22 protein-coding genes and 1 riboswitch are annotated in these 25,740 nt (G+C 42.3%); of the genes, 9 read left to right on the top strand and 13 right to left on the bottom strand.

The annotated features are described in order from the left end of the window. Positions 1-42 precede the first annotated feature (42 nt). Positions 43-414: an RcnB family protein gene (locus tag F902_RS19680; protein WP_004652446.1), complete on the top strand. Its 372-nt coding sequence runs from the start codon at positions 43-45 to the stop codon at positions 412-414. A 41-nt stretch (positions 415-455) separates the two neighbouring features. On the opposite strand, the gene F902_RS19675 is transcribed toward F902_RS19680, so the two are convergent. From F902_RS19675 to F902_RS19660, 4 genes are all read right to left on the bottom strand, one after another. After that, positions 456-953, bottom strand: coding sequence for a phosphate-starvation-inducible protein PsiE (locus tag F902_RS19675; RefSeq protein ID WP_005206182.1), 498 nt, complete (start codon positions 951-953; stop codon positions 456-458). 122 nt (positions 954-1,075) lie between these two features. Further along, positions 1,076-2,857, bottom strand: coding sequence for an acyl-CoA dehydrogenase C-terminal domain-containing protein (locus F902_RS19670; protein ID WP_005206180.1), 1,782 nt, complete (start codon positions 2,855-2,857; stop codon positions 1,076-1,078). A gap of 162 nt (positions 2,858-3,019) precedes the next feature. After that, positions 3,020-4,822 (bottom strand): acyl-CoA dehydrogenase C-terminal domain-containing protein, encoded by a 1,803-nt coding sequence (locus F902_RS19665; RefSeq protein WP_005193034.1) that lies wholly within the window; start codon positions 4,820-4,822, stop codon positions 3,020-3,022. A gap of 312 nt (positions 4,823-5,134) precedes the next feature. Then, complete coding sequence (locus tag F902_RS19660; RefSeq protein ID WP_004652439.1) at positions 5,135-5,509, bottom strand: hypothetical protein; 375 nt, start codon at positions 5,507-5,509, stop codon at positions 5,135-5,137. 131 nt (positions 5,510-5,640) lie between these two features. Here F902_RS19660 and baeS point away from each other — a divergent pair, with 131 nt between their 5' ends. Together baeS and F902_RS19650 are read left to right on the top strand one after the other, a co-directional pair. Continuing rightward, the gene (gene baeS, locus F902_RS19655) at positions 5,641-7,314 is read left to right on the top strand and encodes a sensor histidine kinase efflux regulator BaeS (RefSeq protein WP_005206177.1); all 1,674 of its coding nucleotides are present in this window, start codon (positions 5,641-5,643) and stop codon (positions 7,312-7,314) included. A 45-nt stretch (positions 7,315-7,359) separates the two neighbouring features. After that, the gene (locus tag F902_RS19650) at positions 7,360-8,046 is read left to right on the top strand and encodes a response regulator (RefSeq protein ID WP_005206175.1); all 687 of its coding nucleotides are present in this window, start codon (positions 7,360-7,362) and stop codon (positions 8,044-8,046) included. Between the two features lie 637 nt (positions 8,047-8,683). Here the strand turns inward: F902_RS19650 and F902_RS19645 are convergent. The 3 genes from F902_RS19645 to F902_RS19635 all read right to left on the bottom strand — a co-directional run bounded on the left by F902_RS19645 (position 8,684) and on the right by F902_RS19635 (position 12,027). Beyond that, a complete protein-coding gene (locus F902_RS19645; RefSeq protein WP_005206172.1) occupies positions 8,684-9,265 on the bottom strand; it encodes a L,D-transpeptidase family protein in 582 nt (193 codons plus the stop codon). Positions 9,266-9,277: 12 nt separating this feature from the next. Next, positions 9,278-10,720 carry a protein adenylyltransferase SelO gene (locus F902_RS19640; protein WP_005206170.1) on the bottom strand — a complete coding sequence of 481 codons (1,443 nt, stop codon included), beginning with the start codon at positions 10,718-10,720 and terminating at the stop codon, positions 9,278-9,280. 137 nt (positions 10,721-10,857) lie between these two features. Continuing rightward, positions 10,858-12,027, bottom strand: a complete 1,170-nt coding sequence (locus tag F902_RS19635; protein ID WP_005206167.1) for an acyl-CoA desaturase — start codon at positions 12,025-12,027, stop codon at positions 10,858-10,860. A 211-nt stretch (positions 12,028-12,238) separates the two neighbouring features. Between F902_RS19635 and F902_RS19630 the strand changes: the two genes are divergently transcribed. Continuing rightward, positions 12,239-12,763: an META domain-containing protein gene (locus tag F902_RS19630; protein WP_005206165.1), complete on the top strand. Its 525-nt coding sequence runs from the start codon at positions 12,239-12,241 to the stop codon at positions 12,761-12,763. A 36-nt stretch (positions 12,764-12,799) separates the two neighbouring features. On the opposite strand, the gene F902_RS19625 is transcribed toward F902_RS19630, so the two are convergent. The 3 genes from F902_RS19625 to F902_RS19615 all read right to left on the bottom strand — a co-directional run bounded on the left by F902_RS19625 (position 12,800) and on the right by F902_RS19615 (position 16,088). Continuing rightward, complete coding sequence (locus F902_RS19625; protein WP_005206163.1) at positions 12,800-13,516, bottom strand: glycerophosphodiester phosphodiesterase; 717 nt, start codon at positions 13,514-13,516, stop codon at positions 12,800-12,802. 23 nt (positions 13,517-13,539) lie between these two features. Next, positions 13,540-14,127, bottom strand: a complete 588-nt coding sequence (locus F902_RS19620) for a cob(I)yrinic acid a,c-diamide adenosyltransferase (protein WP_005206161.1) — start codon at positions 14,125-14,127, stop codon at positions 13,540-13,542. 104 nt (positions 14,128-14,231) lie between these two features. After that, positions 14,232-16,088, bottom strand: coding sequence for a TonB-dependent receptor plug domain-containing protein (locus tag F902_RS19615; RefSeq protein ID WP_005206159.1), 1,857 nt, complete (start codon positions 16,086-16,088; stop codon positions 14,232-14,234). Positions 16,089-16,125: 37 nt separating this feature from the next. Continuing rightward, positions 16,126-16,339: riboswitch (cobalamin riboswitch) on the bottom strand. A 119-nt stretch (positions 16,340-16,458) separates the two neighbouring features. On the opposite strand from F902_RS19615, the gene F902_RS19610 reads away from it, so the two are divergent. Genes F902_RS19610 through F902_RS19600 form a run of 3 tightly spaced genes read left to right on the top strand, consistent with a single transcriptional unit; the run spans position 16,459 to position 18,850 of the window. After that, the gene (locus tag F902_RS19610; protein WP_005206157.1) at positions 16,459-17,115 is read left to right on the top strand and encodes a phosphoribosylanthranilate isomerase; all 657 of its coding nucleotides are present in this window, start codon (positions 16,459-16,461) and stop codon (positions 17,113-17,115) included. Next, entirely contained in the window at positions 17,099-18,328 is a 1,230-nt protein-coding gene (trpB, locus tag F902_RS19605; RefSeq protein WP_005206155.1) for a tryptophan synthase subunit beta, read from the top strand. The genes F902_RS19610 and trpB overlap by 17 nt, the downstream gene beginning before the upstream one ends. Before the next feature lie 9 nt (positions 18,329-18,337). After that, positions 18,338-18,850, top strand: coding sequence for a DUF1543 domain-containing protein (locus tag F902_RS19600; RefSeq protein WP_017402203.1), 513 nt, complete (start codon positions 18,338-18,340; stop codon positions 18,848-18,850). A gap of 61 nt (positions 18,851-18,911) precedes the next feature. Here F902_RS19600 and F902_RS19595 read toward each other — a convergent pair whose 3' ends face one another. Continuing rightward, positions 18,912-20,690 carry a bifunctional metallophosphatase/5'-nucleotidase gene (locus F902_RS19595; RefSeq protein ID WP_005206153.1) on the bottom strand — a complete coding sequence of 593 codons (1,779 nt, stop codon included), beginning with the start codon at positions 20,688-20,690 and terminating at the stop codon, positions 18,912-18,914. A gap of 213 nt (positions 20,691-20,903) precedes the next feature. On the opposite strand from F902_RS19595, the gene F902_RS19590 reads away from it, so the two are divergent. Then, positions 20,904-21,899: a DUF2804 domain-containing protein gene (locus tag F902_RS19590; RefSeq protein ID WP_005206152.1), complete on the top strand. Its 996-nt coding sequence runs from the start codon at positions 20,904-20,906 to the stop codon at positions 21,897-21,899. A gap of 58 nt (positions 21,900-21,957) precedes the next feature. On the opposite strand, the gene F902_RS19585 is transcribed toward F902_RS19590, so the two are convergent. Continuing rightward, positions 21,958-22,833, bottom strand: a complete 876-nt coding sequence (locus F902_RS19585) for a metal-dependent hydrolase (protein WP_005206151.1) — start codon at positions 22,831-22,833, stop codon at positions 21,958-21,960. Positions 22,834-22,949: 116 nt separating this feature from the next. Between F902_RS19585 and F902_RS19580 the strand changes: the two genes are divergently transcribed. Then, positions 22,950-23,972: an AraC family transcriptional regulator gene (locus F902_RS19580; RefSeq protein ID WP_005206150.1), complete on the top strand. Its 1,023-nt coding sequence runs from the start codon at positions 22,950-22,952 to the stop codon at positions 23,970-23,972. Between the two features lie 335 nt (positions 23,973-24,307). Here the strand turns inward: F902_RS19580 and F902_RS19575 are convergent, their stop codons facing one another. Next, on the bottom strand, positions 24,308-25,639 hold the full coding sequence (locus F902_RS19575) for a Na+/H+ antiporter NhaC family protein (RefSeq protein ID WP_005206149.1): 1,332 nt from the start codon (positions 25,637-25,639) through the stop codon (positions 24,308-24,310). Between the last annotated feature and the right edge of the window lie 101 nt (positions 25,640-25,740).

Here is a 25,740-nt window from a genome sequence, read left to right as displayed (position 1 = left end):
TTTCTTAATCTGATTTCAGATCGAAAAACAGAGGATTAAAGAATGAAGAAGACAGCCGTATTACTGGTATCAACACTTATGCTGGGTGTTTCTGCCTCAGCTATGGCAGATTCAAATCGTTGGAATCATGATCATAAAGATCGCTACGATAATCGCTATGATCGTTATGACCACCGTTACGATCATCGTGAACAACCGCGCTGGTCGAATGGCGACCGTGGTAATCATTATGGTCAACGTATTAACTTCAAGCGTGGCGAGCGTTTACCCTCAGAATTCCGTAGTAATCGTTATGTAGTTTCGAACTATCGTACTCACCGTTTATATGAACCACCTCGTGGTTATAACTGGATGCAGGTACAAGGTAAATATGTGTTGGTGGACTCGAAATATCGTGTTTTCCGAGTTGCATAGCAGATGCAATAAAAAAGCAGGCCATATGCCTGCTTTTTTATTTATGCTAGTTCGTCATCTTGTGGTCGAGGTGTTTTGTTGGAAGGCAATTGTTGTTCTTGATCCTTGCCCCGAATCACAGAAGGGTAGTTCCATGACGCAAATCGGACTACCAAAATCGCCACCGCTAAAATCAAGATTGAACCTGTGGTAATGACTAAATCCATAGAAGCTTTATGGTTGTGCTGAATATCGGCAATCAACAGGCGGGTGAGTGCGGTAATCGCGACATAAATCAAAAAGCGCACCGGCATGTGATTGGTCTTGAAGTAAATCCCCACCATCGCGCCTAATTCTAAATAGATAAACAACAGTAAGATATCATCAATGGTAGCGTACTGTTTTACCGTTAGAATTTCAATCACGGTATGTACGGCTGACCATGCAATCATACAGCCGATAATAAATAAGGCTAAATAATGAAAGGCTTCAACCGCGTAGTGACCGAAGCGATCAAGTAGGCGAGGTAAGCCTTCAAGTTTCTCTTTAGAGTTCGACATAGCGATTTATATTCTCAACATGATCATTAGAATGTTATGCAAGTTTTATGCTGATTTGATTATAGCGATAAAAAAACTGCCTCAACCAAATGATTGAGGCAGTTTTTAACATCACGCCAAAATTAAGCTTGGTTGGTGAAGTAATCTTCGCTGAAGTTCATGATCAAGTCAGAACCTGCTTTGATTTTCGCTAAACGCGCATCTAATTCAGGCAAGATACGGTCTACAAAGTATTGTGCTAATGCAATTTTGTTTTGGTAGAAATCACCAGACTTGTCTTTTGCAGCAGCAGCGATTTTTGCAAACATATAAGCGAAGCTGAGTAAGCCCACCGCATGTAAGTAGTCAACTGCAGCTGAGTTCGGGAAGTCAACATTTTCAGCTGCTTGCTCAATAATGAACTGCGTGATGGCTTCAATTTCAGTTGCAGCGTCTAAAGTTGCATCTTTAATGAAGTTCAAATCAGTGTCTAGATCATTGGCAAAGTCACGGATTTCAGTGATGTACTCAGCAATGAATGCACCACCACATTTAATGGTTTTACGACCAATTAAATCTTGAGACTGAACACCGTTAGTCCCTTCGTAAATTTGAGCAATACGAAGATCACGGATACATTGTTCCATACCCCATTCACGGATATAACCGTGACCACCAAACACCATTTGCGCATCTAAGGTTGCTTGGAAGGCTGTATCAGTGAGGTAAGCTTTTGCGATTGGTGTTAACAGCGCAACACGGTTATTCGCTTGCTTCACAGCTTCTGCATCAGTCGAGAATTTAGTGATGTCTAACTGTTGACCTACATAAACGGCAAATGCACGTGATGCTTCATTATTCGCACGTACATTGAGCAACATACGACGTACATCACCATGTACTAAAATGCTGTCCGCTAGTTTGTTTGGTGATTGAACGCCTGCTGCGCTACGGCCTTGCAAACGGTCAGTTGCGTATTGTGCTGCATTTTGATACGCAAATTCTGAAGCACCAAGACCTTGGATACCCATTGACAAACGTTCGTAGTTCATCATGACGAACATTGCAGCAAGACCTTCGTTTTCTTTACCCACGAGGTAGCCTTTGGCGCCATCAAAGTTCATCACGCAAGTAGCAGATGCCTTGATACCCATTTTGTGTTCGATTGAACCAGGACCAACAGGGTTGCGCTCACCTAAAGAACCATCTTCATTTAACAGGAATTTTGGAACGATGAATAACGAGATACCACGTGAACCCGCAGGAGCATCAGGTGTCTTAGCAAGAACAAGATGAATGATGTTTTCAGCTAGATCGTTATCACCACCGGTGATGAAGATTTTAGTACCGGTAATGTTATACGTACCATCTTCATTGCGTTCAGCTTTAGTTTTGATAATACCTAAATCTGTACCTGCATGGGGTTCAGTTAAGCACATCGTACCTGACCATTCGCCAGAGTAGATTTTAGGTAAATAGGTTTCTTTTTGCTCTTGTGATGCATAGCTGTTTAACGCCATACCAGCACCCACAGAAAGAAGCGGGTAGAGCATGAATGATGGATTTGTCGCGAATAACATTTCATCAGACAGTACGGTCAGCATTTTTGGCATTGCCTGACCGCCCCATTCTTCGTCTGCACCTAAGCCGATCCAACCGCCATCAGCGTATTGACGGAATGCTTCTTTGAAACCTGCTGGAGTGAAAACTTCGCCATTTTCCCAACGTGCACCTTCTTCATCACCCGTACGGTTTAACGGATGTGTCACGTTTTGGGCAAACTTCGCCATTTCTTCTAAAATTGCTTCAGCTGTTGCAGCATCTACATGAGCCAGTTTCTCATTAGACTGCCAAAATTGTTCTGCTTTAAATACATCATTTAAGATGAATTTCATGTCTGCTAGAGGAGCATTGTAAATTGGCATAATCGTTCCCTTCTACGCACAGTTTCATGTGCAAAGTGATCAAATAAAACGAACAAATAAATTGAATAGTGTAAATTTAGCATTGATTAAACAAAAAAAGGACGGTCAAAACTGACCAGTCCTTTTTCTGTGATGAACGTTGCATCTCATTCTAAACTATGTTTAGAAAGCGAAGTGTTCCGCATCAAGTTCAAACAATGGCGCAACGCCAGTTGAAAGTACGTCTACATGTGAGCGAACACGTGGCAAGATCTTCTTAAAGTAGAAGCGAGCAGTGGTCACTTTTGCATTGTAGAAGTCAACTTCAGTTGAACCTTCAGCTAATTTCTCTTGAGCAACAAGCGCCATACGTGCCCATAAGTAAGCAAGCGTTACATAACCAGAGAAGTATAAGTAGTCAACCGCAGCTGCACCAACTTCATCCGGGTTTTGCATTGCACGCATACCGATTTGCATGGTGATATCGCCCCATTCTTTGTTTGCAGCAGCCAATGGCGCAATGAACTCTTGCATTGCAGCATTGTCTTTGTTTGCTTCAACAAATTTATGGATAATCTTGGTGAAGTCTTTCAACATTGCACCTTGAGTTTGCAAGACTTTACGACCTAACAAGTCAAGTGCTTGAATCTCAGTTGTACCTTCGTATAAGCAAGCAATACGTGTATCACGTACGATTTGTTCCATACCGTGTTCAGAGATGAAGCCGTGACCACCAAAAACTTGTACACCGTGCTTCGCAGATTCAGAACCTGTTTCAGTTAAGAATGCTTTTGCAATTGGGGTTAACAAAGACAAGATGTTGTCAGCAAACTTACGCTCTTCTTCAGTTTCGCCTTTTTCAACGATATCTGCATATTGAGCCAATAAGTAAACCAACGCACGACCGCCTTCAGCAAATGATTTTTGCGTTAAAAGCATGTTACGAACAGCTGGGTGAACAATAATTGGATCAGCTTCTTTTTCAGGTGCTTTAGGACCAGAAAGAGAACGCATTGCCAAACGATCTTTCGCATACGCTAAAGCGCCTTGGAAAGAAGATTCAGATGCAGATAAACCTTGAACCGCTGTACCGATACGTGCTGTGTTCATGAAGGTGAACATGCAGTTTAAGCCACGGTTTTCAGGTCCGATCAAATAACCTTTTGCTTGGTCAAAGTTAATGACACAGGTTGCGTTACCATGGATACCCATTTTGTGTTCGATTGAACCACAACGTACTGCATTACGCTCGCCAACTGAACCATCAGCATTGACGTGGAATTTAGGTACGATGAATAAAGAGATCCCTTTAGTGCCTTTTGGCGCACCAGGTAAACGAGCAAGTACGATATGGATGATGTTTTCAGCCATGTCATGTTCACCAGCAGAGATAAAGATTTTCTCGCCAGAGATTGCATAACTACCGTCAGCATTTGGTTCTGCTTTAGAACGGATGATACCTAAGTCAGAACCTGCATGAGATTCAGTTAAGCACATGGTCCCTGTCCAAACACCTGAAACAAGGTTTGGCAAGTAAGTGTTCTTTTGCTCATCAGAACCGTGATGTTCTAAAGTACGAACCGCACCGTGAGAAAGACCAGGGTACATGCCCCATGACCAGTTTGCAGTACCCACCATTTCAGAGATAGAGATCCCTAAAGAGTTTGGTAATGCTTGACCGCCAAATTCTTCATCAGCAGAAAGAGATGGGAAGCCAAGTTCGATATATTTTTGATACGCTTCTTTAAAGCCTGTAGGTGTTGTTACAACACCGTCATTCCAAGTACAACCTTCACGGTCGCCGACTTGGTTTAAAGGAGAAAGTTCGTTTTCGCAGAAATCAGCCGCTGCTTCTAAATATTGATCAACCAATTCACGGCTTACAGTGTCTTGAAATGCAGGAAGTTTCGCGTAATGTGCTTCAGCATTTAATAATTCGTGCAATACGAACTGCATATCACGTAAGGGTGCTTTGTATTGTGGCATAGCGGGTTCCTCAATACTGGTTAAACCAGAGTTATAATCTTAGTCAATGATAAATGTGCCCAACAGCACCATTTTGTACTGCTAATCGTGCAACAAGTTATAGTTCGGTACAAGCTTTTGCAGGTCATTTCTTAGTGACTGTGAAGTCAAAGTTTATGGTTCAACCTGTTTAAGCGTTTAGATTGTAGGTGCTTTTTGGGCTTTTGAGTGAAACTGCAACGGCAAAATCGTAAGCAGCTGTGTACTTAAAAATGAATATGCTTTGGCCATAAAAAAAGGCGCTTGAAAAGCGCCGATGAGGAACAGGGGGGATTAAGTGGTTGCGTTGGCTTGGCGTTTGAACTGTGATTTATCTGGGGTAAAACGAACCTCACAGGTGCCTTCAATTACACGCTTATTCCATTGAACATTCACACGTTCTCCGATACGCTTTCCTTGGCAGGCTTGTTCAATCTGGGCACGTTGTGCTTGATGTTCCTGACGCATTTGTTCGCGTTGCTCTAAACGCTGTTCACGTTTGGCTTGCCATTCAGCACGTTGCTCTGGTGTAAGTGGTGCACGTTGCATATTATGGCGGTGATGGTCACGATCCATTGACTGTTCCGCTGGTGTGGTTGACTGACAGGCAGCCAAACCTAAAACAGAACCGAGTAGGGTGGTCATCAATACGATTTTTGTCTTGTTCATTGTTTTATCCAGCGTGATCAGTTGTGATTCGATGGTTAAAGATTAGATAATAAAGATGAAGAAACAATGGAGAGTTTTTTTCGACCATGTTGGTTACAATCCACAAATAGAACACTATTGAGAATCTGCTTTTGAATGTTCGCCGCGTGCCCTTAGCCCTACGCCTGTTTTTAACGGTATTACTGACCACCTTGTTGATCGCAACGATTAGCTTGGGGATTTTGCATTGGACCATGCAAAAGAACTTTGCGCGTTATGTGGCCGATGTGGAAATGCAGAAGCTAGACCGATTGATTGCCAATTTAGGTAACGTCTATACGGTTTATCATGACTGGGGCAATGCAATTCAGGCACAGATTCTGCAAATTGAAGGCACGGCAGCACCAGATGACTATGATCGTCTGTCTCAGTGGTGGTTGCGCCGTCAATACGATATTGCTCTACAACAACGTTATTTTAATGACCATACCTTACTCAGCCTGTCTCCAACGCTGGCGCAAAATAATGTCGAGATCAAAAACCGCCAGATATTTAATGATGAAGAATTAAAAATTCTCAAACAGAATTTACCTTCGGAGTATCAACCTTTTGAAGGCTTGCGCTTTCCTTTAAGTCCGCGTCAATTTCGTTTAAAGACGGATAGCAAACAAGATAAACAAGACAGTAAACTCAATGCTGCACCTGCTGAGCAGGGCAAAAAGCGCTTTGTCTCGATTCCTGATCGTTTAGGTTTGAGCTCACGGCTGTCTTTATACGATGAGAATCAGCAGTTTATTGTGGGTGAACCTGCAACGGACCAAATTTCGTTCCGCCCCATTGTCGTTGACGAAAAGGTGGTGGGTTACCTCGGATTAAAGCCAGTACTGGATCAAGATGATGCATCCAGTATCAATTTCTTTAGTAATCAAAAACGATATTTGCTGTTGGTCTATGCTTTAACGGTACTTTCAAGTTTGGTTGCGGCATTGCTGATGGCCACCTATTTTAAAAAACCGATTCAACGTTTATTAAAAGCAACTTTAGAACTGACCGATGGCAATTATCAACATCAAGTTGTGATTAAAAGAAATGATGAACTCGGTGATTTATCCAATCAACTCAATCATTTGGCTGATATTTTACATCAGCATGAAGAATCTCGTCGTCAATGGGTGTCTGATACCTCACATGAATTGAAAACCCCTCTGGCGGTGTTGCAGGCACAGATCGAAGCGGTGCAGGACGGGATTCGTAAGGCGACTCCTGAACACCTGAATGCCATGATGCGTCAGGTCAGTACCTTGAAAAAGTTAACCCAAGACTTGGCAGATTTGGCGCAGGCCGATGCACAACAATTGAAATGCTATTTTGCTGAGGTCAATCCGTGGGATGTGGTACTGCAAGAAGTTGAAAACTTTAGATCGACGTTTGAGCAAAACCAGCTTGAAGTGACATTGTCCGGAGCAGGGGCAGTCCTATCTTTAGATCGGGATCGCTTTAAACAGATTATCGTCAATCTGTTAGGGAACTGTGTTCGTTACACCGAACAAGGTGGAAAAATACAGATTCACACTCAACAAGATGAGCAACAATGGATAATGTATGTAGATGATAGTCCATTGGGCGTAAATGATGAACAACTGGCACGTTTAGGTGAGCGTTTCTATCGTGTCGATGATTCACGTACACGCAGTACGGGTGGTACGGGGCTAGGTTTGGCCTTGTCGTGTAAGTTGGCACAAGCTTTAGGTGGTTCACTGACTTTCGATCATTCACCTTTAGGTGGATTACGTTGTGTCCTGACTTTCCCAAAATCAATTCAATAATTTTTAGATCCTCTTATGTTGAGGATGATGGATAGGATGAAAACCATGAAACATATTATGTTGGTTGAAGATGAGGTTGAACTCGCACAGTTGGTTCGTGATTATTTAGACGCTGCTGGTTTTGAAGTCAGTATGTTTCATGATGGTCAGGATGCTTATACTCAGTTTCAGCAACGTAAACCGAGTTTGATGATTTTGGACTTGATGGTGCCACGCATGGATGGCTTGACCATTTGCCGTAAAGTCCGTGAACAGTCTGATCTACCGATTATTATGGTCACCGCACGTACTGAGGAAATTGACCGCGTTTTAGGTTTGAATATGGGAGCAGATGACTATATCTGTAAGCCATTCAGTCCCAAAGAACTGGTTGCCCGTGTACAAGCAGTATTACGTCGTTTAGAGCGTAAAGCAGAGCCTGAGCAAAATGATTTATTTCGTATTGATAAAGCGCAGCAACGTATTTGGTATCAACAAAAAGCACTGACTTTGACCCCTACTGAGTTCCGTTTATTAGAGTTGTTCTTGGAGCACTTAGGTCAGGTTTATTCTCGTGCGCAATTACTTGATCATATTAACCCGGATAGCTTCGATGTAGCCGATCGCGTAATCGACAGCCATATTAAAAACCTGCGCCGTAAGATTTCAGAGGCGGCAGATACAGGCAATCGTCATGAATGGATTCAGGCGGTGTATGGGGTGGGGTATCGTTTTGAATATCCTGATGAATAAATAATTCTTTGTTTATAGCTGCGCTGTTTTGGTCGGCCTTATTCTGTTTTACATCGAACTCATCCTTAAGAAATTACGGATGAGTTTTCTTAAATAGCGCATCGTTTTTGTTCGCATTGTGTGGCTGAAATAAGATGAGGCTTGATGGATGACAATAGATGAGAGGGTGTAAAAGTTTTATCCTGTGGCTACCCCTTGCGCCGCTTCAACGCCTTGCACTGCTATAGTCGCCCTTGCGCCGCTTCAACGCGGCTCATATCCAAGAAAATATGGAATAGTTTCTACGGATGAGTTCGTCTCTTTTCCTTCGTATAGTAAAGCTGAAATTAGATGGATCTTGATGATAAGAAGGGATGAGGAATTACAAAAACTTTTATCCTGTGGATAACCACAGCGTTATCCACAGAAAATGTGGATAGTTTCGCAAAGCTTTTGTCGAAATTATCTTCTTTTCGGGTGATAACTTAAGTATCCGCTTTTTAGAAGTAGAGAAATTTTACATTACTTTACAATTGCTTGTGATGTGTTGTGACGGTGAACTGTGACTGATTTCAGATGATAAAGTTATCCTCTGCATAAGCCTTGTGCAGTTTAATCACCGCCTTTATCCGCAAAACCAACCTGAACGGTTATCTCATCATGGGTGAATAATAATAGGGGTATGGTCAGAGACCAATAGCCATATTTCATCCATATCTGAGTTGGTCACCGCAATACAGCCCAGTGTCCAGTCTTTACGTGGCATATAAGTTGCACTTGCAGGAACGGATGTGGCTCGTGTTGGCACAGTGCCATGAATCATCACATCACCACCCGCAGATCGATTATGCTGTTGGGCATAGGCGCGATCGATTTTATTTGGATAGGAGATATGCAAAGACTTATAGTAAGCGCTTTGAGGATTACGCCAATCGATAGAATAAGTCCCTTCAGGTGTTTTGCCATCGCCTTCAAACTGTTTGTGTCCGATCGGATCAAAGCCTAAACGCATGGGATAGCTGCGAATGACTTCCTGTTGATGTTTCAATTGCAAAATGCGCTGGCTTTTAAACACTTCAATTGACGTCACGGGTTTGTTTTGTTGAAGCTGTTGTATTTCATGAGCTGAAAGAGGCTGATGTGCCGATCCCATTGTTGGGATGAACTTGCCATACTTGAAATAAGCCAGTCCCAATAACAGGATTAAAATTGCAGATCCGATCATCAGCCCAATTTTCATAGATTTCTTCTGCTAAGATGAACAACTGACAGAAATTTCAGGCACATCGCTTGGCAATGGTGCTGTATCTGCTTCCGTTTCTAAATCAGTTTGTTTTTGATAAGGTTGATTCAGTAGCTTAAACAAACGCTCAACCTCACTAAAATCACCACGCTCCGCAAGTTCAATCGCTTTCTGTGCCATATGATTGCGTAGAATATACTGTGGATTAACCTGTTGCATTTGCTCATCTAAGGCATCAGTATCTTGATGTTGTCGGATATTTTGATAGCGGGTTAGGAAGTCATCAAACTGTTGTATATGGATACAATCACCTCTTAGGGCCTTGTAATCGTGTTGCTGCAAACGAAGAAAGCTTTGGGTGTAGTCCAATTGCTCAGTTTGCAGAATTCCAAGAAAGGCAAAACTACAATCCAGACTGTCCTTATGAAAATCGGGTAGGCCCATTTTCTGACATAAGCCTTGCCCATAATGAGCTAAGAAGGTCGGCTCAAACTTTTCTAAACATGCTGCTAGATCGAGTTTGAACTGTTCTTTATTTTCTGCGGTCGCTAGGGGAATTAAATTATTTAGCCATGTCCATAGATTCCAGTGGCCAATACTCGGCTGATTTTGATAGGTATAACGCCCTTGATAGTCTGAATGGTTGTTAATCCAATTCGGGCGGAAACGTTCCATAAAACCGTAAGGGCCAAAGTCGAGTGTTGAACCGGTAATATTAAGATTATCGGTATTCATGACACCATGCGCAAAGCCAACCAATTGCCATTTAGCAATCATGATCGCGGTTCGCTCAATCACGGCTTCTGCGAAAGACAGAATTGGATTTTCAGCGTTCAGGCATTCTGGATAATGCCATTCAATACATTTCTGAGTGAATTCAGCCAAAAGTTCAGGTGCATATTGATTGATCCACTCAAAATGCCCCAAACGAATATGACATTCGGAGGTACGTAATAGCATCGCACCCAGCTCTAGGGTTTCGCGCTGTACGCCTTGTGTCGAACTGGTAAAACCAACCGCATGACTTGATGCAACACCCAAAGCATTTAACGCATGTCCAGCTAGATATTCACGAATCACCGAACGCAGCACAGCACGGCCATCACCCATACGCGAGTAGGGAGTTGAACCTGCACCTTTGAGATGTAGATCAATCGTTTCACCTTGTTTATTTAGGATTTGCCCGATCAACAAACCGCGGCCATCACCGAGTTGTCCAGCCCATTGTCCAAACTGATGCCCTGCATAAACCATAGCAAGTTGGGGAAATTCAGCAAAGGTTTTTTGCCCGCTACAAATTTCAACCCAGTTGGCTTTATCTTCTTCGCTCCATTGCAATTCATCTGCTAAAGCTTCATTGAAATGACCTGCTTTGGCACCACGCAATGGACTTGGCTGCTGTTGGTGATAGAGCTTAGGATTGAGGGAAGCATAGCGGGGATTGAATTGCATAACTGAAACATCAGAGAGAGCTGAATCATGACTATAGCAAAAATTAGTGTGAAATGGGGAATCCTAAGGAAGGGGAAAGGTAGATGAACAGGCATAAAAAATGGCCTCTCTTGAGACCATTTTCGGTAGGTATTTCGTTATTCAGAAACTGGCGCTTTTTTGATATTACGCATCAAGGTTTCTAAACATTCACGATGGTGACTTAAGCGATGTTCAAGCAGTTGGAAATCAACTTTCAGTTTGTGATCCATCTGATGAATTTTCTCAGCCATCGCTGCTTTTTTCGCTTGAAGCTCTTGTTCTTTTAGCTTAGCCCAATCATTTAAAGTATGGGTGAAAGCTTCATATTCTTGTGCAATACGTTGTTTCATTTGCACGATGTCAGTATTGACATCATGACCATAAATCGCCAAGTCACGTTCCGCATATTTGAACTTCATCGCAAGCTCTGCTTTTTTGATATTAAAGCTAGGAATACGACGTAGGTTTTTTGCTAAACCAAGTTTAGAGCTGGTCCAGATCAACCATTTGGTTGGGTCATATTGCCACCATTTCACACCATTACGGTAATCGTATTGGAAAATGTGGTGGTAGTTATGATAACCCTCACCCCAAGTGAAAATAGCTAACACGAAGTTGTCTCGCGCCGTATTTTCATCAGTATAAGGACGTTTACCCCACATATGACACAGTGAGTTGATAAAGAAAGTAACGTGATGGCTGATGATCAAACGTAATAAACCACCAAGTAAAATTACACCCCAGATATCGCCTGTCGCCCAACCAATCAAGCCTAATACACCAACGTGAACTGCAATCACCATTGGCACATAGTAGTTGTGTTGGAACATCACTAATTTGTCATTCATCAAATCAGGTGCATTTTTAAAATCTGGTTTAGATGGGGAGTGATCGCGAATCATCCAACCTAAATGGGCATACCAAAAGCCACGTTTGATTGAATATGGATCTTCATCAACATCATCGACATGGCGGTGATGGGTACGGTGACCTGAAGCCCAGAACAAAATACTGTTTTGAACAGCAAAGGTGCCGCCAATCATGAGTAAGATTTTAAGCGGTAATGCTGCCTCATAAGCACGATGTGCCCATAGACGGTGATAACCTGCTGTAATTCCTAGGCTACTGAGTGCCAATAGGAAAATCATACTCACCCATGCACTTACACTAAAATCATAATAATAGGCGTACAAAGGAATTAATATAGCAGCAAGAATTGGTGTTCCAATTAAGGTAATGCTAGCAGTCCAGTTAATGGGTGCTTTTTTGAGTGGGGCGGAAGTCATATCCGTCAGCGCTCCTAAAAACCTTGTTTGCACAAGATAATAAAACTAAACGAGATAGCAAAACCAATCATGACGATATATTGCTATTTTATCACTGATATTAGCATGTCCAAATCAATTAGCACTAGCATTATTCTACAGTTGTATCGAAAGAACAGTAACAGAATTCATTTGTAAAATTAATCAATGAATTAAAAGGTGAAATAAATCAATGTCTGAGCAAATTACCATGAAAAATCCCATTTTTTCTTTGAAGGCATTTTTTAACAAAACTTTAATATTCTCTGCTGCGGTCATGCTTGCGGCTTGCCAAAGCCAGCCAAAACCTGCGTCCAAAAGCACCCTGCAACCTAAGCGAGTTGTTCAACCACCAGCGATGCAAGTGCGTAAGAGTACAGATGGTGTTCAGGATATCGAATGGCAGATTACAACGATTCAGGGCAAGCGAGCATTGTTCTTTAATCAGTATCCAAGTTTCTTACTCAACTCTGTCTCAAAAATGGTGACAGGTCATACAGGATGCAACAATATTTATGGTCGCTATAAATATGATTTCACTCAACGCATACTGGATTTTGATGTGATGGCACAACATCAGAGTTGTAATCGTGCTCTAGCACAAGAGGCCGACTTGATGGATGCAATTCAGCGGGTTGAGCGTTTTCAGTTGGATGGGGCAAACTTATATTTATTAGATGCTAAAGGGCAACGTCTTATTCAGGCGCAACGTAAATAATAAAATAAAAAAGGCGGAATTTATTCCGCCTTTTGCTTACGTCAAATGCTGTAACATCGTGGTGGGTACATCGGTAATCAAACCTTGAATGCCCAATTGCTGAAGATGTTTGGCACGTTCAACTTCATTCACTGTCCAGACACTAATCTCAAGATTGGCCTGTTGGGTACGTTGAATAATCTCATCTGTTGCCAAGGCATCTCCCCAGCCAATTTGACAGCAGCTATATTGCTGCGCCAGTTCGATTGCATATTCCCCAATGGGGATTTCCACCAATAGTCCACGTTTAAAATGGCTCTGATGTTGCTGTAATGCTGCCAAGATTTTGACATCAAAACTGGTAATGGTCGCGGTTGCTTCAAAACCTTTTAAATCTTGATGCAGTTGATAGACCAAACGTTCAGCCGCTGCTTCATCTGCAACCGCTTTAATTTCAATTTCGATATGCTCAAAGTCAGTGAGACAGTCTAAAACATGTAACAGGCTTGGTGTGTATTCTTCAAAGGCCCATGCCTGCCATTGATGGCGGTGATCGAATTGCTGAGCTTCAACTAAGCTACAGTTTTCTACCTGTTGTGAACGACCCGCGGTACGGACAAAATCATCATCATGAATCACCACCAAGTGGTCATCTTTCAGTTGACGCACATCAAATTCAACGGCACGTACACCTAAATCATGCAGATAACGAAAGCCGCCTAAGGTATTTTCAGGGGCTTCACCACGCGCACCACGATGACCAATAATTCGCATTTGTTTCTGCCTTTATTGAAAAATTATGCTTGATCAATACTGTCATTAATATTCTTTTGCCATAGCACTTCGCTACCACCTTCAGCACGTTGCAAGGCACGGGAAGCAACGAACAACCAGTCCGATAAGCGATTGAGTAATTGTAATGCGGTTGCCTGAATATTTTGGTCACGATTGTGTACAGACAATAAAGCACGTTCGGCACGACGGCACACTGCACGGGCCTGATGTGCATAACTACAAGCTAGAGTGCCTGATGGCAAAATGAAGTCTTTTAACATTGGCAGTGATTCATTCATGTGATCGATTTCTTTTTCCAGAAATTCAATGCTCACAGGCTGCAGTAAATGATAGTTTGGAATACACACTTCGCCACCTAAATCGAATAACCAATGCTGAATCAGGCTTAAGCTTTTGTCCCAGTGCACTTTATTTTCAATTTTGCTGGCGCTGATTTGTGCGCGAAGCACGCCAATGGTTGCATTCAGTTCATCAACATCACCGAGTGCAGCAATACGTAAATCATCTTTGGCAACGCGTGAACCATCCCCTAGGCCAGTTGTACCTGAGTCGCCTGTACGGGTATAGATTTTACTTAAACGATGTCCCATAGTTCTGTTTCTCTGATCCTGAAAATAAAAAGGGGATAATGTCGGTCAGAACATTACCCCGAAACTGGAGTTAAGAAAATATTTTTTATTATTTTATCACGCGATTAATAACGGAATGTGACACCTGCAGAGGCTTGACGTCCACCGTTGATGTAGTACACGCCGTTACCGTTATAAGCAGTTTTATAATTTACATCACCAATGTTCTCAATGTTTGCAAAGAGTTTGATCATTGGGATAGGTTGCCAATACACATTTACATTCGTGGTGACATAGCCAGGGGTAGTTGTTGGTGTTGTTGATGGCCAATCTGCAAAATCTTTTGAATTTGATTTCGCAACAACAGAAGCCGAAACACCATATTCTCCATCATCCCATCCTGTTGTAAGGGTCAGGCTTTGACGTGGGCGACGAGTTAGATCTTTTTTGGTTTCATCATCTTTTGCTTGTACATAAGCATAAGTTGTACTTAAAAAGAGTTCATCTTGCTGCCATTTAAATGAAGCTTCGCCACCAGTAAAAGTTGCTTTATTAACATTGATCAACTTGCCTGCTTGAAAACTAATGAGGTTATCCACTTTATTGCGATAAATAGATAAGCCTAAGTCGATGTTGTAGTTTAACTTTTGATCTACACCGATTTCATAAGAAAAGCTTTCTTCTGGTTTTAAATCAGGATTTGCACCCCATGATAAGGCATATAAGTCATTGGTCGTTGGTGCACGGAAGGCAGAACCTACATTGGCATATACACTTGTAAGGGGTAATACTTGGTAGCGAATAGCCCCTTGGCCAACGGTATGAGTACCAAACTTATCATTATCTTCAACACGAATACCCACTTGGGTGTCTAAGCCATTGTGCTGATATTGGTGTTGAGCAAAATAGCCAATGGTATCTACGGATTCTTTATATTTGACGTCTTGTCCACCGTATAGATTTTTTGAGTAGACATCGCCTTTAATATCTTTAAAGGTTGAACCAACTAAAATATTTTGGGCAGGCGTTATTTGCCATTTTGTGTAAAGTTCAGCTTCCTGAGTTGTACTATGTACGTAATCTGAAGAAGTATTTTGATCAATATTATCTTTATATTGTGAAAGACGAGCATGCACTGCAAGGTTATCTAAAACATTGAGGCGACCTTTTACATTGATAGCCTCGTTTTTAAAGTCTTGAGAAACTAAGTTACCGTAATTATCGTAATCGCTATAACCTTGGTTCTCGCTATAGTCAACCGAAGCTGCATATTGCGCTTTATCAATGCCAACTTTTGCACTATAGCCTTTTTGATCAAAGCTCGCTTTTTTATTGTCTTTTGCGTCAGTAACAGGCGTACCATCTGTTTCTAAACGTTGTCCACGAATTTGAGCATAAAAACCATTTTCAGCCAGATCTGCACCAATAACAGATTTATAGGTTTTATTTTCATCAATTTCGCCTGTTACAAAAGCTGATGTTTTTTCAGGTGTTTTGGAAATCAGCTGTACCACACCACCAATTGCATCAGCGCCATATAAAACAGAGGCTGGGCCTTTGAGAACTTCGATCTGTTTAATATCTGTGGTATCAATAAATGGGAGTGATGCTGCGCCAGAAGTATTTGAGTTTAGACGAACACCATCTCTTAAAAGCAACGTGTGATTCGAATTTGTACCACGTAAAAAAATAGAAGCAGCTTGCCCATAGCCACCAGTTTGTACCATATTGATTGAAGCATCAGTTTGTAATAACTGGGGTAACGAAGCGATTGGTGATTGTTCCAGAATCTTAGGTTCAATAATATTGATTCGCGCAGGAACTTCACTGATTTTTTGTTCAGTACGAGATGCTGTCACAACAATCGTATCTAGCGTCGCAGTTTTATCGCTTGATTGATCTTGAGCAAAAGCAGGTGAAGAAAACCCCATCGCAATAGCGATAGCACCAACTAAACGAGTCGGTTGAAAAACAGTAGACATGATGTCGCTCCAGACATTCACCCGTCGTGAATGATAATGTGGAAATAAACAACAAGCAGGTCTCCGGACTTCACTATAATCATCAAATGAATGATGTTACTCATCATCTTCCCACATCATACCGATGCAGTGATTTGGCGTTGAGCTGAGATGAGTGATTCGGTGTTACCGTTGCGAGGGCAGTGTTGGATTTACACCAACTTCCCTATAAACAAAAGAATTTGCTTTAGACTTGTTGCAAGATTACGCAAAGTATAAAGTGTTAACGTTTTTTAAACAATTGCATTTCCGAATGAACTTTGCCCAAAGCAAGTCAAATTGCATTACAATGCGAGAGTTTCAAAAATATTCAGTTTAAATTGGACAGCTCATGCGCCAAAGCCAAATGCGAACCCGCGCCAAGATTTGTGGAATTACCCGAGCACAAGATATCCACGCCGTTGTAGAAGCAGGGGCAGATGCGATTGGTTTTGTGTTTTTTCCACCCAGTCCACGACATGTCAGTATTGAACAAGCCCAAAGCTTGGCAAAGCTGGTACCAGCTTATGTGCAGTTGGTCGGCTTATTTGTAAATGCCAGTGCTGAAGAAATCCAAACGGTGCTTGATTCCGTTCCTTTAGATGTATTACAACTACATGGCGATGAAACGCCAGAACAATGTCAATTAATTGCAGCACACTGTAAACGCCGTTGGTATAAGGCCATTCAAGTCAAACCCGATTTAGATATTGTGGCTGAAATCAAGCGCTATCAAGCAGCGGGAGCCAGTGCAGTGCTGTTGGATGCATGGCATCCTGAACTGAAAGGCGGCACAGGACACAGTTTTGACTGGGCCCAATTTCCCCAACTAGATATTCCACTCATTTTGGCAGGTGGGTTGACCCCTGAAAATGTCAGTGAAGCTATTGATACTACAGCGGCATTTGCTGTAGATGTCAGCGGAGGCGTCGAGTCCGCAAAAGGTATAAAAGACCAACAACTGATTGAAAAATTTATGCAAGGAGTCCAACGTGGATCAGCAAAATAACGTGATTGACTACACCCAGTTTCCAGATGCTCAAGGGCATTTCGGTATTCATGGTGGACGTTTTGTATCAGAAACGCTGATGGCTGCACTTGAAGACCTCGAAAGTCTTTATGGTCGTATGAAGAATGATGCTCAATTCTTGGCAGAGTTTGACCGTGATCTTGCGTTCTATGTTGGTCGTCCTAGTCCACTTTATTATGCTGAACGATGGTCTCAGCACCTCGGCGGTGCGCAAATTTACCTGAAACGTGAAGACTTGAATCATACTGGTTCGCACAAGGTCAATAACACGATTGGTCAGGCTTTATTGGCAAAGCTGTCGGGTAAGAAGCGCATCATTGCGGAAACAGGCGCGGGTCAGCATGGTGTGGCGACCGCAACTATTGCGGCACGTTTAGGTATGGAATGCGTGGTGTACATGGGTGCTGAAGACGTGAAACGTCAGGCTATGAATGTCTACCGTATGCGTTTGTTGGGTGCAACGGTTGTGCCAGTACAAAGCGGTTCAAAAACTTTGAAAGATGCCATGAACGAAGCAATGCGTGATTGGGTCACCAATGTGGATAGCACCTATTATGTGATTGGTACGGTGGCTGGCCCACATCCATATCCGCAGCTTGTTCGCGATTTCCAGTCAATTATTGGTCGTGAAGCGCGTCAACAAATCCAGCAACAAGCAGGGCGTTTACCTGATGCTCTTGTGGCTTGTGTAGGTGGTGGTTCAAATGCGATGGGCTTGTTCTATCCATTCCTGAATGATCAAGACGTGAAAATGTACGGTGTTGAAGCTGCAGGTTATGGCATCGAAACAGGTAAACACTCTGCGCCATTAAATGCAGGCCATGTGGGGGTGTTACATGGCAACCGTACCTATTTGATGTCTGATGAGCAAGGTCAGATCATTGAAACACATAGTATTTCAGCGGGTCTGGACTATCCAGGTGTTGGGCCTGAGCATAGTTTCCTGAAAGACATGAACCGTGTTGAATATGTGCCAATCAATGATGATGAAGCATTACAAGGTTTCCGTGATCTCACTCAAATCGAAGGGATTATTCCTGCGCTTGAAAGTTCACATGCGATGGCTTATGTCACGAAACTCGCGCCAACCATGTCGAAAGATCAAATCATTATTGCAACGGTTTCAGGCCGTGGTGATAAAGACTTGATGACGGTTGCGCGTATTGATGGCGTTGAAATGGTCGAGATGTAAGTTTTTACAATGCCAAGTTTGTTTATGGTGATGTTGGGTGGCCGACATGCTAGAGCCAATACCGAAGTCCATGATGTGGTAATGGCAATAGGTGAATCATTGTCTGAAGTCATACCTCAGCTCAAACAAGCTTGGTTTGGTGAGTCGAAAGGCTTACATATCGATGCTTGGGCACAGATTTCAGGTGTTCAATCACAAGGTGTGAATTATCAAATTCAGTTTTCCGATGCCGCACCGTCGGCTTTGGATGAAAAATTATATTTGATCAACTTAGGTGGATATTCACTGAATACTTTTGGTGAATTACATCGCTATCATTTGGTGCTTGCACCAGATGCTGTGATTGCAAAACAGTTGGGTAAACAATTTATCGAACAAGATTGGCATAAACCGCATACCGATCGTGTGGTGGATGTCGATGATTGTATTCCAATTGATCATGTTGCAGGGCGTTATATCCATTTAGTTCAAGGTGAGTTTAGCCCAACAATTTGGGAAAATACTTATCTGACCTTGGATTAATCGACAGATAAAATGAAAACAGGGAAGCAATTGCTTCCCTGTTTTTTTATTGCGTATATAGTTAAGGAACCAGTTTGATTCGATCGGTTTTAGGTGCCGTCAGTGGAGAATGCTGCACTACATACTTTTCTAAGGCATCGATATCTTGTCCGCCACCGACTGGATTTTTACCTTCTTTTAATACCGTGAAGTTATCACCGCCATCCGCGAGGAAGCTGTTGACCGTCACACGGTAAACCTTGCTATCATTCAGCGCTTGTCCTGCAACCAAGATATTGCTGGCACGTGGTGAAGTCGAGTTGTCTTTCTTATATGAATAACTGAACTCTTTGGATGGCTGTAAGATACGAACTGTGGCTGCGTTTGCACCTGACCATTGCTGTTCTAACACATCACGAATCTGTTTGCCTGTTAGGCTTAGCGTCACAATTGAATTGCCGAATGGCTGAACGGTAAAGACATCACCAAAGGTGATCTTATTACTGCTATTTACCAACAAATCAGCACGGACACCACCAGGGTTCATCAAGGTAAAGTCAGAACCTTGATTACTTGCTGTTAGTGCCATCGCTTGTTGTGCATCGGCAATTAAATTACCGAGTGGACTTTCACCACTTTCGGTGGCATTACGATTAATGACACCATTGGCTGTACCGACCACACGGGCTGAAATGGTGGTGACGGCTTGGCGATATTTATCCAGAATCGCCTCAATGCTTGGGGTTTTATTAAATTTTTCGTATAGATCCGTCAAGTTCACTGTGGTTGAACCAGAGCTATAGGCTTCACTTTGAATCGGAACTTGTTTGGCATCTTTCTTAATCACATCACCTGTTTTGCCATCCAGTTCTAATTGGATGTTGGTAATGGCTGTACCATATTGACCAGCAGAAGTGAGTAAAAACGGTTTTTGTGGATTCTTGGTGGCATAGTCACAGATATAAGATTGATGCGTGTGGCCAGAAACCACCACATCGACTGCAGGATCTAAGCGATCTAAGATACCGAGTAATGGGCCACTGAGGCCATCACAGGTTTTTTTATTAAACTTGGTACTAGGCGCTACACCTTCATGCACCACCACCACAATCGCTTCAATCCCTTGTTTTTTTAACTCAGGAATCAAGGCATTCACAGTATCTGCTTCGTCATGGAAATCGACATCTTTGATGCCCGCCGCGGATACGATGCTTGGTGTCGCTTTCAGGGTCATCCCGATAAAGGCAACAGGAATGCCACCATAGGTTTTGACTTTATAAGCAGGGAATAGGGTTTTCTTGGGATCAGCCTTCATTGAGACATTGGCAGCCAAGAAATTGAATTTGGCACCCTCAAATTTTGGATTGATCTGGCAGGGTTTTGCACTGGTATATTGCTGACAGCCACCATTTTGCAAACGACGTAATTCATCTGTACCACGGTCAAATTCATGATTACCGACCGCATTGAAATCAATCTGAATATCATTCATGGCTTCAATAGTGGGTTCGTCCAAGAACAACGAGGACGTGAGTGGTGAAGCACTAATCAAGTCGCCTGCTGAAACCACTGCATTGTTTGGATATTGCGCACGTAGCTTTTTAATTGCGTCAGCAAAATAACTGACTCCACCCACAGGAATACGTACGGTTTTACTGTTATCAGTTGGATCATCTGCTTCAATGAAACGTTTTGGTGGTTCTAAATTACCGTGAAAATCATTGAAGGCGAGAATGTTGATATTCTGATTTTTACGTTCAACGGTCGGTGTCTCGTTATTGTCATCATTGTCGTTACAAGCTGTTAAAGCAAGCATCATGAGACAGAGCACGTTTGCTTTTAATAGTCGTTGAGTCATCATGGTTTTGATCGAGTGGTATAAGATTGTTTTTTAAAATAAAAGGTCTGTATGAATATTTGATGAAATTGTGAGCTAAAAAAGTCCATTAAGGGCTTGGATTTATCCGGTAAAATGTGAATTTCGTTGCAGTTATTTATATAAAAATAGTAGTAAATTTGATCACTTACAGTCTATTATGGGCGTAGATGCGACCTAGCAATCATGGAATATAAAATGGATTTGATACAAGCCAATGGTCAACCGCGTTATGGACGTTTTGAGCAAGTCCCTTCGCGGATTAATCTGGACGACTATATTTATAAAACGCCTTTTGGGCAGGTGCTAACAGGCTGGCGCAAACAACTTAAATATAAAAAATTTAAATTCTGTGGTTTGCAGCATGAGCATTACAGTATTGGGGTTGCGATTGTCGATTTATCTTGGGCAGGTCATGGTTTTTTCTATGTCTACGACCATCAATCTAAAAAAGTGATTGAATGGAATGCGATTCAACCTTTAGCGTTAAAAACACAACTCGACGAGCAACCCTTATTTAGCCAAAGTTCGTTTAAAAAATCCGCTTATCAATTCGATATGCAGCATGCCAATGGGGTGCGCTACATTCAAGTGACCAAACATGGTGAAGTACAATTGAAAGCCCGAATTTTTTGTGCAGGTACGGATGCCTTAAGTTTGTGTAGCCCGACGGGAATTAATGGCTGGACTTATACCCAGAAGCAAACCACATTGGCGGTTGAGGGATTCTTTATTAGCCCTGATCGACAACAGATTGAATTTAATGCGCAGAGTCTTGCAGCTTTGGATGATACCTGTGGTTTTTTGCGCCCTGAAACAGCTTGGTTTTGGTTGTCTTGCCAGTTCCGTGATGCGCAGGACCGTCGGATTGGCCTTAATCTGGCTTCAGGAGTCAATGAAAGTTTTGGTAATGAAAATGCCTTATGGGTGAATGGTCGTTTGTTTCCACTGACGGATGTTTTATTTGAACAGCAAAATGAAAACACTTGGTCGATTCGTTCTTTGGGTGGATGTTTGAATTTGATGGTGAAAACAGGCTGGTGTCGTTTTGAAAATATTAATTTACGGTTGATCGGCAGCCAATTTAATCAATGGCAAGCCAAAGTTAGTGGGACGGTTGCCCATGAACAGGTTGAATTGGTGTCATTAGATAATGAATATGGTTTGTTAGAACAGCATTATGCGAAGTGGTAGCGAGTGAAAGAAAAAATCCCCTCAATTGGAAGGGGATTTCTTTATGTCTAATAATGAACTAAAGCCCTGCCTGCCAAAAAGCTTCACCCGCAGCAATCGGATCATTGGTTTTAGCTAAAGTATCAATCCAGACATCATATTGGCGAATAACAGGATGTTGATTTGGATGGAAATCTTTTTTAAACCAGTCGCTATATTGCGCTCTTTTCGCGGTTAAAATACCGTTACGACCAAAGAACCAAGGCAAACCTTTACGTGCCATATCAAAACGTTGTCTTAGATTAAAACCATCGGTTTTGAGCATCACATCGGTACGATATAGAGTAAAACCAAACATCATCACTGTGGTGAATACCAAGGCAAAGCGACGGGTTGCTTCAGGCACTTCACCGACTTCGCGCATCACATCAAAAGCCACATCGCGATGCTCCATTTCTTCAATCGCATGCCATGCAAAAAGTGCACGGACAAAAGGATCAGCTTCTGCCAACGTTTCTTTTTTGCTATAGAAAGTATCGGCCATTAGCGCAGTTAAATGCTCGGCTGCTGCGGTCATGGCAATGTTGTATTGCGGAGAACGATTCTTGAGTTCAAATCTAAAAATTTTCTTTAAACGCGTGGTGAATTGATCTACAGGCATGCCTTGATCTTTCATGACTTGGTTCATTTTGTCGTGCGCAATGCCATGTTGTGCTTCCTGACGGATAAAATCAGCAACACGTTCCTGCAAGTCTGGATCATCAATTTTGTCACGGAATAAACGGACACATTCAATAAAGTAACGCTCGCCATCAGGGAAGGTGAGGCTTAAAGCATCAAACATGCGGGTACGGAATGGATCACCACCGAACCAGAAGCGCGGTGCTTGGTCGAGGTGGAAGTCCAATTTGGTTCTGACAACGGGATCAACTTGATAGGAAACATGTGCATTCATCTTGACTATTCCTTGTTTTTCTTCATGCACTCAGTATGGAAAAAGTCCGATGAAATGTTTTGACAGTTACAGCCAAGTTTTATACAAATAACGACAGATCAGGATGAGATTGGCGTATGTCAGTTAAAATAATTATTGGATATTTGCGTTTGTTTAATCGTGTTTTACAGCAAGAACAAATTGATTTGTCTAAAGTTGTTGCGCCTGAACTTTGGCAAGCCTTTCAGGCCTGTTTGGAAAATCCCGATGAGCGTGACTTTGATGTCGAGCGCTATGCCTTGTTGCTACAGGCTGCTCAGCCACACTTCACTCGTCCGATTACTTTGGTATTGGCCGAGCATGCCAATCTACAAGATTTGGGTTTGATGGGTTATTTGGCATCGACCAGTATTGATCTACAACAGGCACTGCAATTATTACAACGTTATTATTCGTTGGTGTTTAAACAAACCAATTTAGAACAACTCGATGTACAGCAGTTTTCTGAATATATTCAAATTGTTTGGAGTGCATCCTATAGCGATTATCGGGAAATGTATGAACTCAATCTGGCCTTAATCTTTAAAATTGCACAATCGATTGTGCAGGATGCTTTAGTACCACCGCAGATGATCCAATTTGGCTATGCACCGCATACCGCGCTTTATCATTTTGAAAAATTTTATGGTTGTCCGATTCAGATCCAGCAGGGGCAATATGCGATCCGTTTTTCCAATCAAATTTTAAAGGCAAAAAGTATTGCCGCAGACCTGCAACTGAACCAAGTCTTATCTACTCAAGCGCAGCATTCATTGAATAGTGTGAGTTCTTTTGAAATCCAACAGCAGCAATTCCGCCAAAAGATACATGGCTTTATCGAGCAAGGTTTATTGCAGCAGGAAGAGGTGTTGCAAAGTTATGTGGCGAAGCGTCTACATTGTTCGGAACGAACGCTACAACGTCAGCTCAAAGCCCATGAACTGAATTTTCAGGATGTACTTGACCAGTATCGTTTGGAGCAGAGCAAGTTGTATTTGCAGCAAGGTAAGTCTTTTTCTGAGATTGCGGAGCGACTGAATTATGCCGATCAGAGTGCGTTTGGGCGGGCGTTTAAGCGTTGGACAGGAGTTACTCCCAAGCAGTTTTTAAAATCTCTTTAGATTTTAAATGAATCTTTCCACTGGGCGTAAGTCTTATTTAAATAGAAATTTTCTCAACAGAGTCTTGCTGTATTCTCACCTAATTATTGGATAAACCACTACGCCTTGCACTTTAGTTGAAATATATTTCAACTTTGTTCAGGTTCGACCTGAGAAGCGTTTAAAGCTTCGCAAGTGTTTTGGCAAAAGTAGGCAAAACCATTGTCATTCACATGAGGAGCGATTGAAGCTCCGCAAGGTTCACTTCCTCGTTCTTGCGCTTCACCAAAGCTTCAGTCGCTTTGGCTTGCTCAGGTTGTGAACGACATTTCCGAGTCTCGTATTTCGCACAGGATTTAACGTGTTTTGAGGCGTGGATAATTAAAGACAATAGCAAGGACTGCGCAAATCGCAAGAATCCAGCAATAATAAATATTGCCAATCAATTCAACAGGCGAGAGTTTGGCAATTGAACAGGCCAACAGTAATTGCGCGCCGTAGGGGATAATCCCTTGCACCACACACGAGAAAATATCAAGCAAAGCCGCACTGCGTTTAGGATCTACGCCATATTCTCTTGCCACTTCACGTGCCATATCCCCAGATAAAATAATTGCAACCGTGTTATTGGCCACAAATAAATTCGAGAATACCACCAGAAAGCTAATCCCTAATTCACCAGCACGTTGTTTACCGAATTTAAATAGCCTTGTAATGGCATAGATACGTTGGATCAACCACTGCAAACCACCTTCTTTCTGCATCAAGGTCGATAATCCACCCAATAACATGGAAAGTAATGCCACCTCAAACATGCTGACAAAGCCATCATAAATCGCACTATTCAGTTTGAGGATATCAAAATCTGGCTTTTCTATTAAGCCCATTAGCCCTGATAAAATCACACCGATCATTAGCACTGCGAGGACATGCAGGCGGGTAAAAGCGAGGAAAAACACAGCCAGATAAGGCAAAATCAGCCAGAGATCATAAGGGGTTGATTGAATTGCTTCCGCCTCATGGCTCATCGAAATGTAGACCAATAAGGTAATAATAGCCGCAGGAAGTGCAATCCAGACATTGACTCTAAACTTATCTCTCAGCTCAACATTTTGGCTACGCGTTGCAGCAATGGTGGTATCTGAGATCATCGATAAATTGTCGCCAAACATGGCACCACCAACTACAGCACCAATGGCATATACTGTTGCAATATCAGTGGCTTGGGCAAAACCAAAGGCGATCGGGGCACAGGCGGCAATGGTGCCCATCGATGTTCCCATTGCTGTTGCAATAAACGCGGCAATGATAAACAGCATCGGCAAGACAAATTCTGGTGAAATAAGCGAAAGTCCCAACTGTACTGTTGCATCGACACTGCCAATAGCACTGGAGACACTGGCAAAAGCGCCGGCCAGCATGAACACCATAAACATCAGAATCAGATTAGGGTGACTGGCACCTTGCAAAAACTCTTCAATTGCTGCATTTAGTTTTTGTTTATATAACAACAACGCCAAAATCACGGCTGGAATGGCTGCAACAGGGGCCTTGACTTGATAGAAGGCAAATTCTGTCCCAATCATTGAATGATAGACACCACTCCCGAGAAAGATGATCAAAAATACCAATAGCGGTAGCAAAGCAAGGGCATTGCTTTGTACTTTTTCCTGAGAGTGGGCAGACATAAAAAATAAAAAGAAAACTTAAAAATTGCGGCTAGTATAAAGGAGCTTGGCTGATTTCTAAAATGCTACGCGATCAGTCTAAAATTAGGAAGCTTTGATCA

Source organism: Acinetobacter higginsii, assembly GCF_000369525.1.
Lineage (GTDB): Bacteria > Pseudomonadota > Gammaproteobacteria > Pseudomonadales > Moraxellaceae > Acinetobacter > Acinetobacter higginsii.
The sequence above is the reverse complement of the archived record's forward strand: the minus strand, read 5'-3'. Positions and strand labels throughout refer to the sequence as shown.

What these genes read in the sequence shown, in the direction of transcription:
- F902_RS19680 (WP_004652446.1), top strand. Translation starts at nt 43, where the DNA reads ATGAAGAAGACAGCCGTATTACTGGTATCAACACTTATGCTGGGTGTT.
- F902_RS19675 (WP_005206182.1), bottom strand. Translation starts at nt 953, where the DNA reads ATGTCGAACTCTAAAGAGAAACTTGAAGGCTTACCTCGCCTACTTGAT.
- F902_RS19670 (WP_005206180.1), bottom strand. Translation starts at nt 2,857, where the DNA reads ATGCCAATTTACAATGCTCCTCTAGCAGACATGAAATTCATCTTAAAT.
- F902_RS19665 (WP_005193034.1), bottom strand. Translation starts at nt 4,822, where the DNA reads ATGCCACAATACAAAGCACCCTTACGTGATATGCAGTTCGTATTGCAC.
- F902_RS19660 (WP_004652439.1), bottom strand. Translation starts at nt 5,509, where the DNA reads ATGAACAAGACAAAAATCGTATTGATGACCACCCTACTCGGTTCTGTT.
- F902_RS19650 (WP_005206175.1), top strand. Translation starts at nt 7,360, where the DNA reads ATGAAACATATTATGTTGGTTGAAGATGAGGTTGAACTCGCACAGTTG.
- F902_RS19645 (WP_005206172.1), bottom strand. Translation starts at nt 9,265, where the DNA reads ATGAAAATTGGGCTGATGATCGGATCTGCAATTTTAATCCTGTTATTG.
- F902_RS19640 (WP_005206170.1), bottom strand. Translation starts at nt 10,720, where the DNA reads ATGCAATTCAATCCCCGCTATGCTTCCCTCAATCCTAAGCTCTATCAC.
- F902_RS19635 (WP_005206167.1), bottom strand. Translation starts at nt 12,027, where the DNA reads ATGACTTCCGCCCCACTCAAAAAAGCACCCATTAACTGGACTGCTAGC.
- F902_RS19630 (WP_005206165.1), top strand. Translation starts at nt 12,239, where the DNA reads ATGTCTGAGCAAATTACCATGAAAAATCCCATTTTTTCTTTGAAGGCA.
- F902_RS19625 (WP_005206163.1), bottom strand. Translation starts at nt 13,516, where the DNA reads ATGCGAATTATTGGTCATCGTGGTGCGCGTGGTGAAGCCCCTGAAAAT.
- F902_RS19620 (WP_005206161.1), bottom strand. Translation starts at nt 14,127, where the DNA reads ATGGGACATCGTTTAAGTAAAATCTATACCCGTACAGGCGACTCAGGT.
- F902_RS19615 (WP_005206159.1), bottom strand. Translation starts at nt 16,088, where the DNA reads ATGTCTACTGTTTTTCAACCGACTCGTTTAGTTGGTGCTATCGCTATT.
- F902_RS19610 (WP_005206157.1), top strand. Translation starts at nt 16,459, where the DNA reads ATGCGCCAAAGCCAAATGCGAACCCGCGCCAAGATTTGTGGAATTACC.
- F902_RS19600 (WP_017402203.1), top strand. Translation starts at nt 18,338, where the DNA reads ATGCCAAGTTTGTTTATGGTGATGTTGGGTGGCCGACATGCTAGAGCC.
- F902_RS19595 (WP_005206153.1), bottom strand. Translation starts at nt 20,690, where the DNA reads ATGATGACTCAACGACTATTAAAAGCAAACGTGCTCTGTCTCATGATG.
- F902_RS19590 (WP_005206152.1), top strand. Translation starts at nt 20,904, where the DNA reads ATGGATTTGATACAAGCCAATGGTCAACCGCGTTATGGACGTTTTGAG.
- F902_RS19585 (WP_005206151.1), bottom strand. Translation starts at nt 22,833, where the DNA reads ATGAATGCACATGTTTCCTATCAAGTTGATCCCGTTGTCAGAACCAAA.
- F902_RS19580 (WP_005206150.1), top strand. Translation starts at nt 22,950, where the DNA reads ATGTCAGTTAAAATAATTATTGGATATTTGCGTTTGTTTAATCGTGTT.
- F902_RS19575 (WP_005206149.1), bottom strand. Translation starts at nt 25,639, where the DNA reads ATGTCTGCCCACTCTCAGGAAAAAGTACAAAGCAATGCCCTTGCTTTG.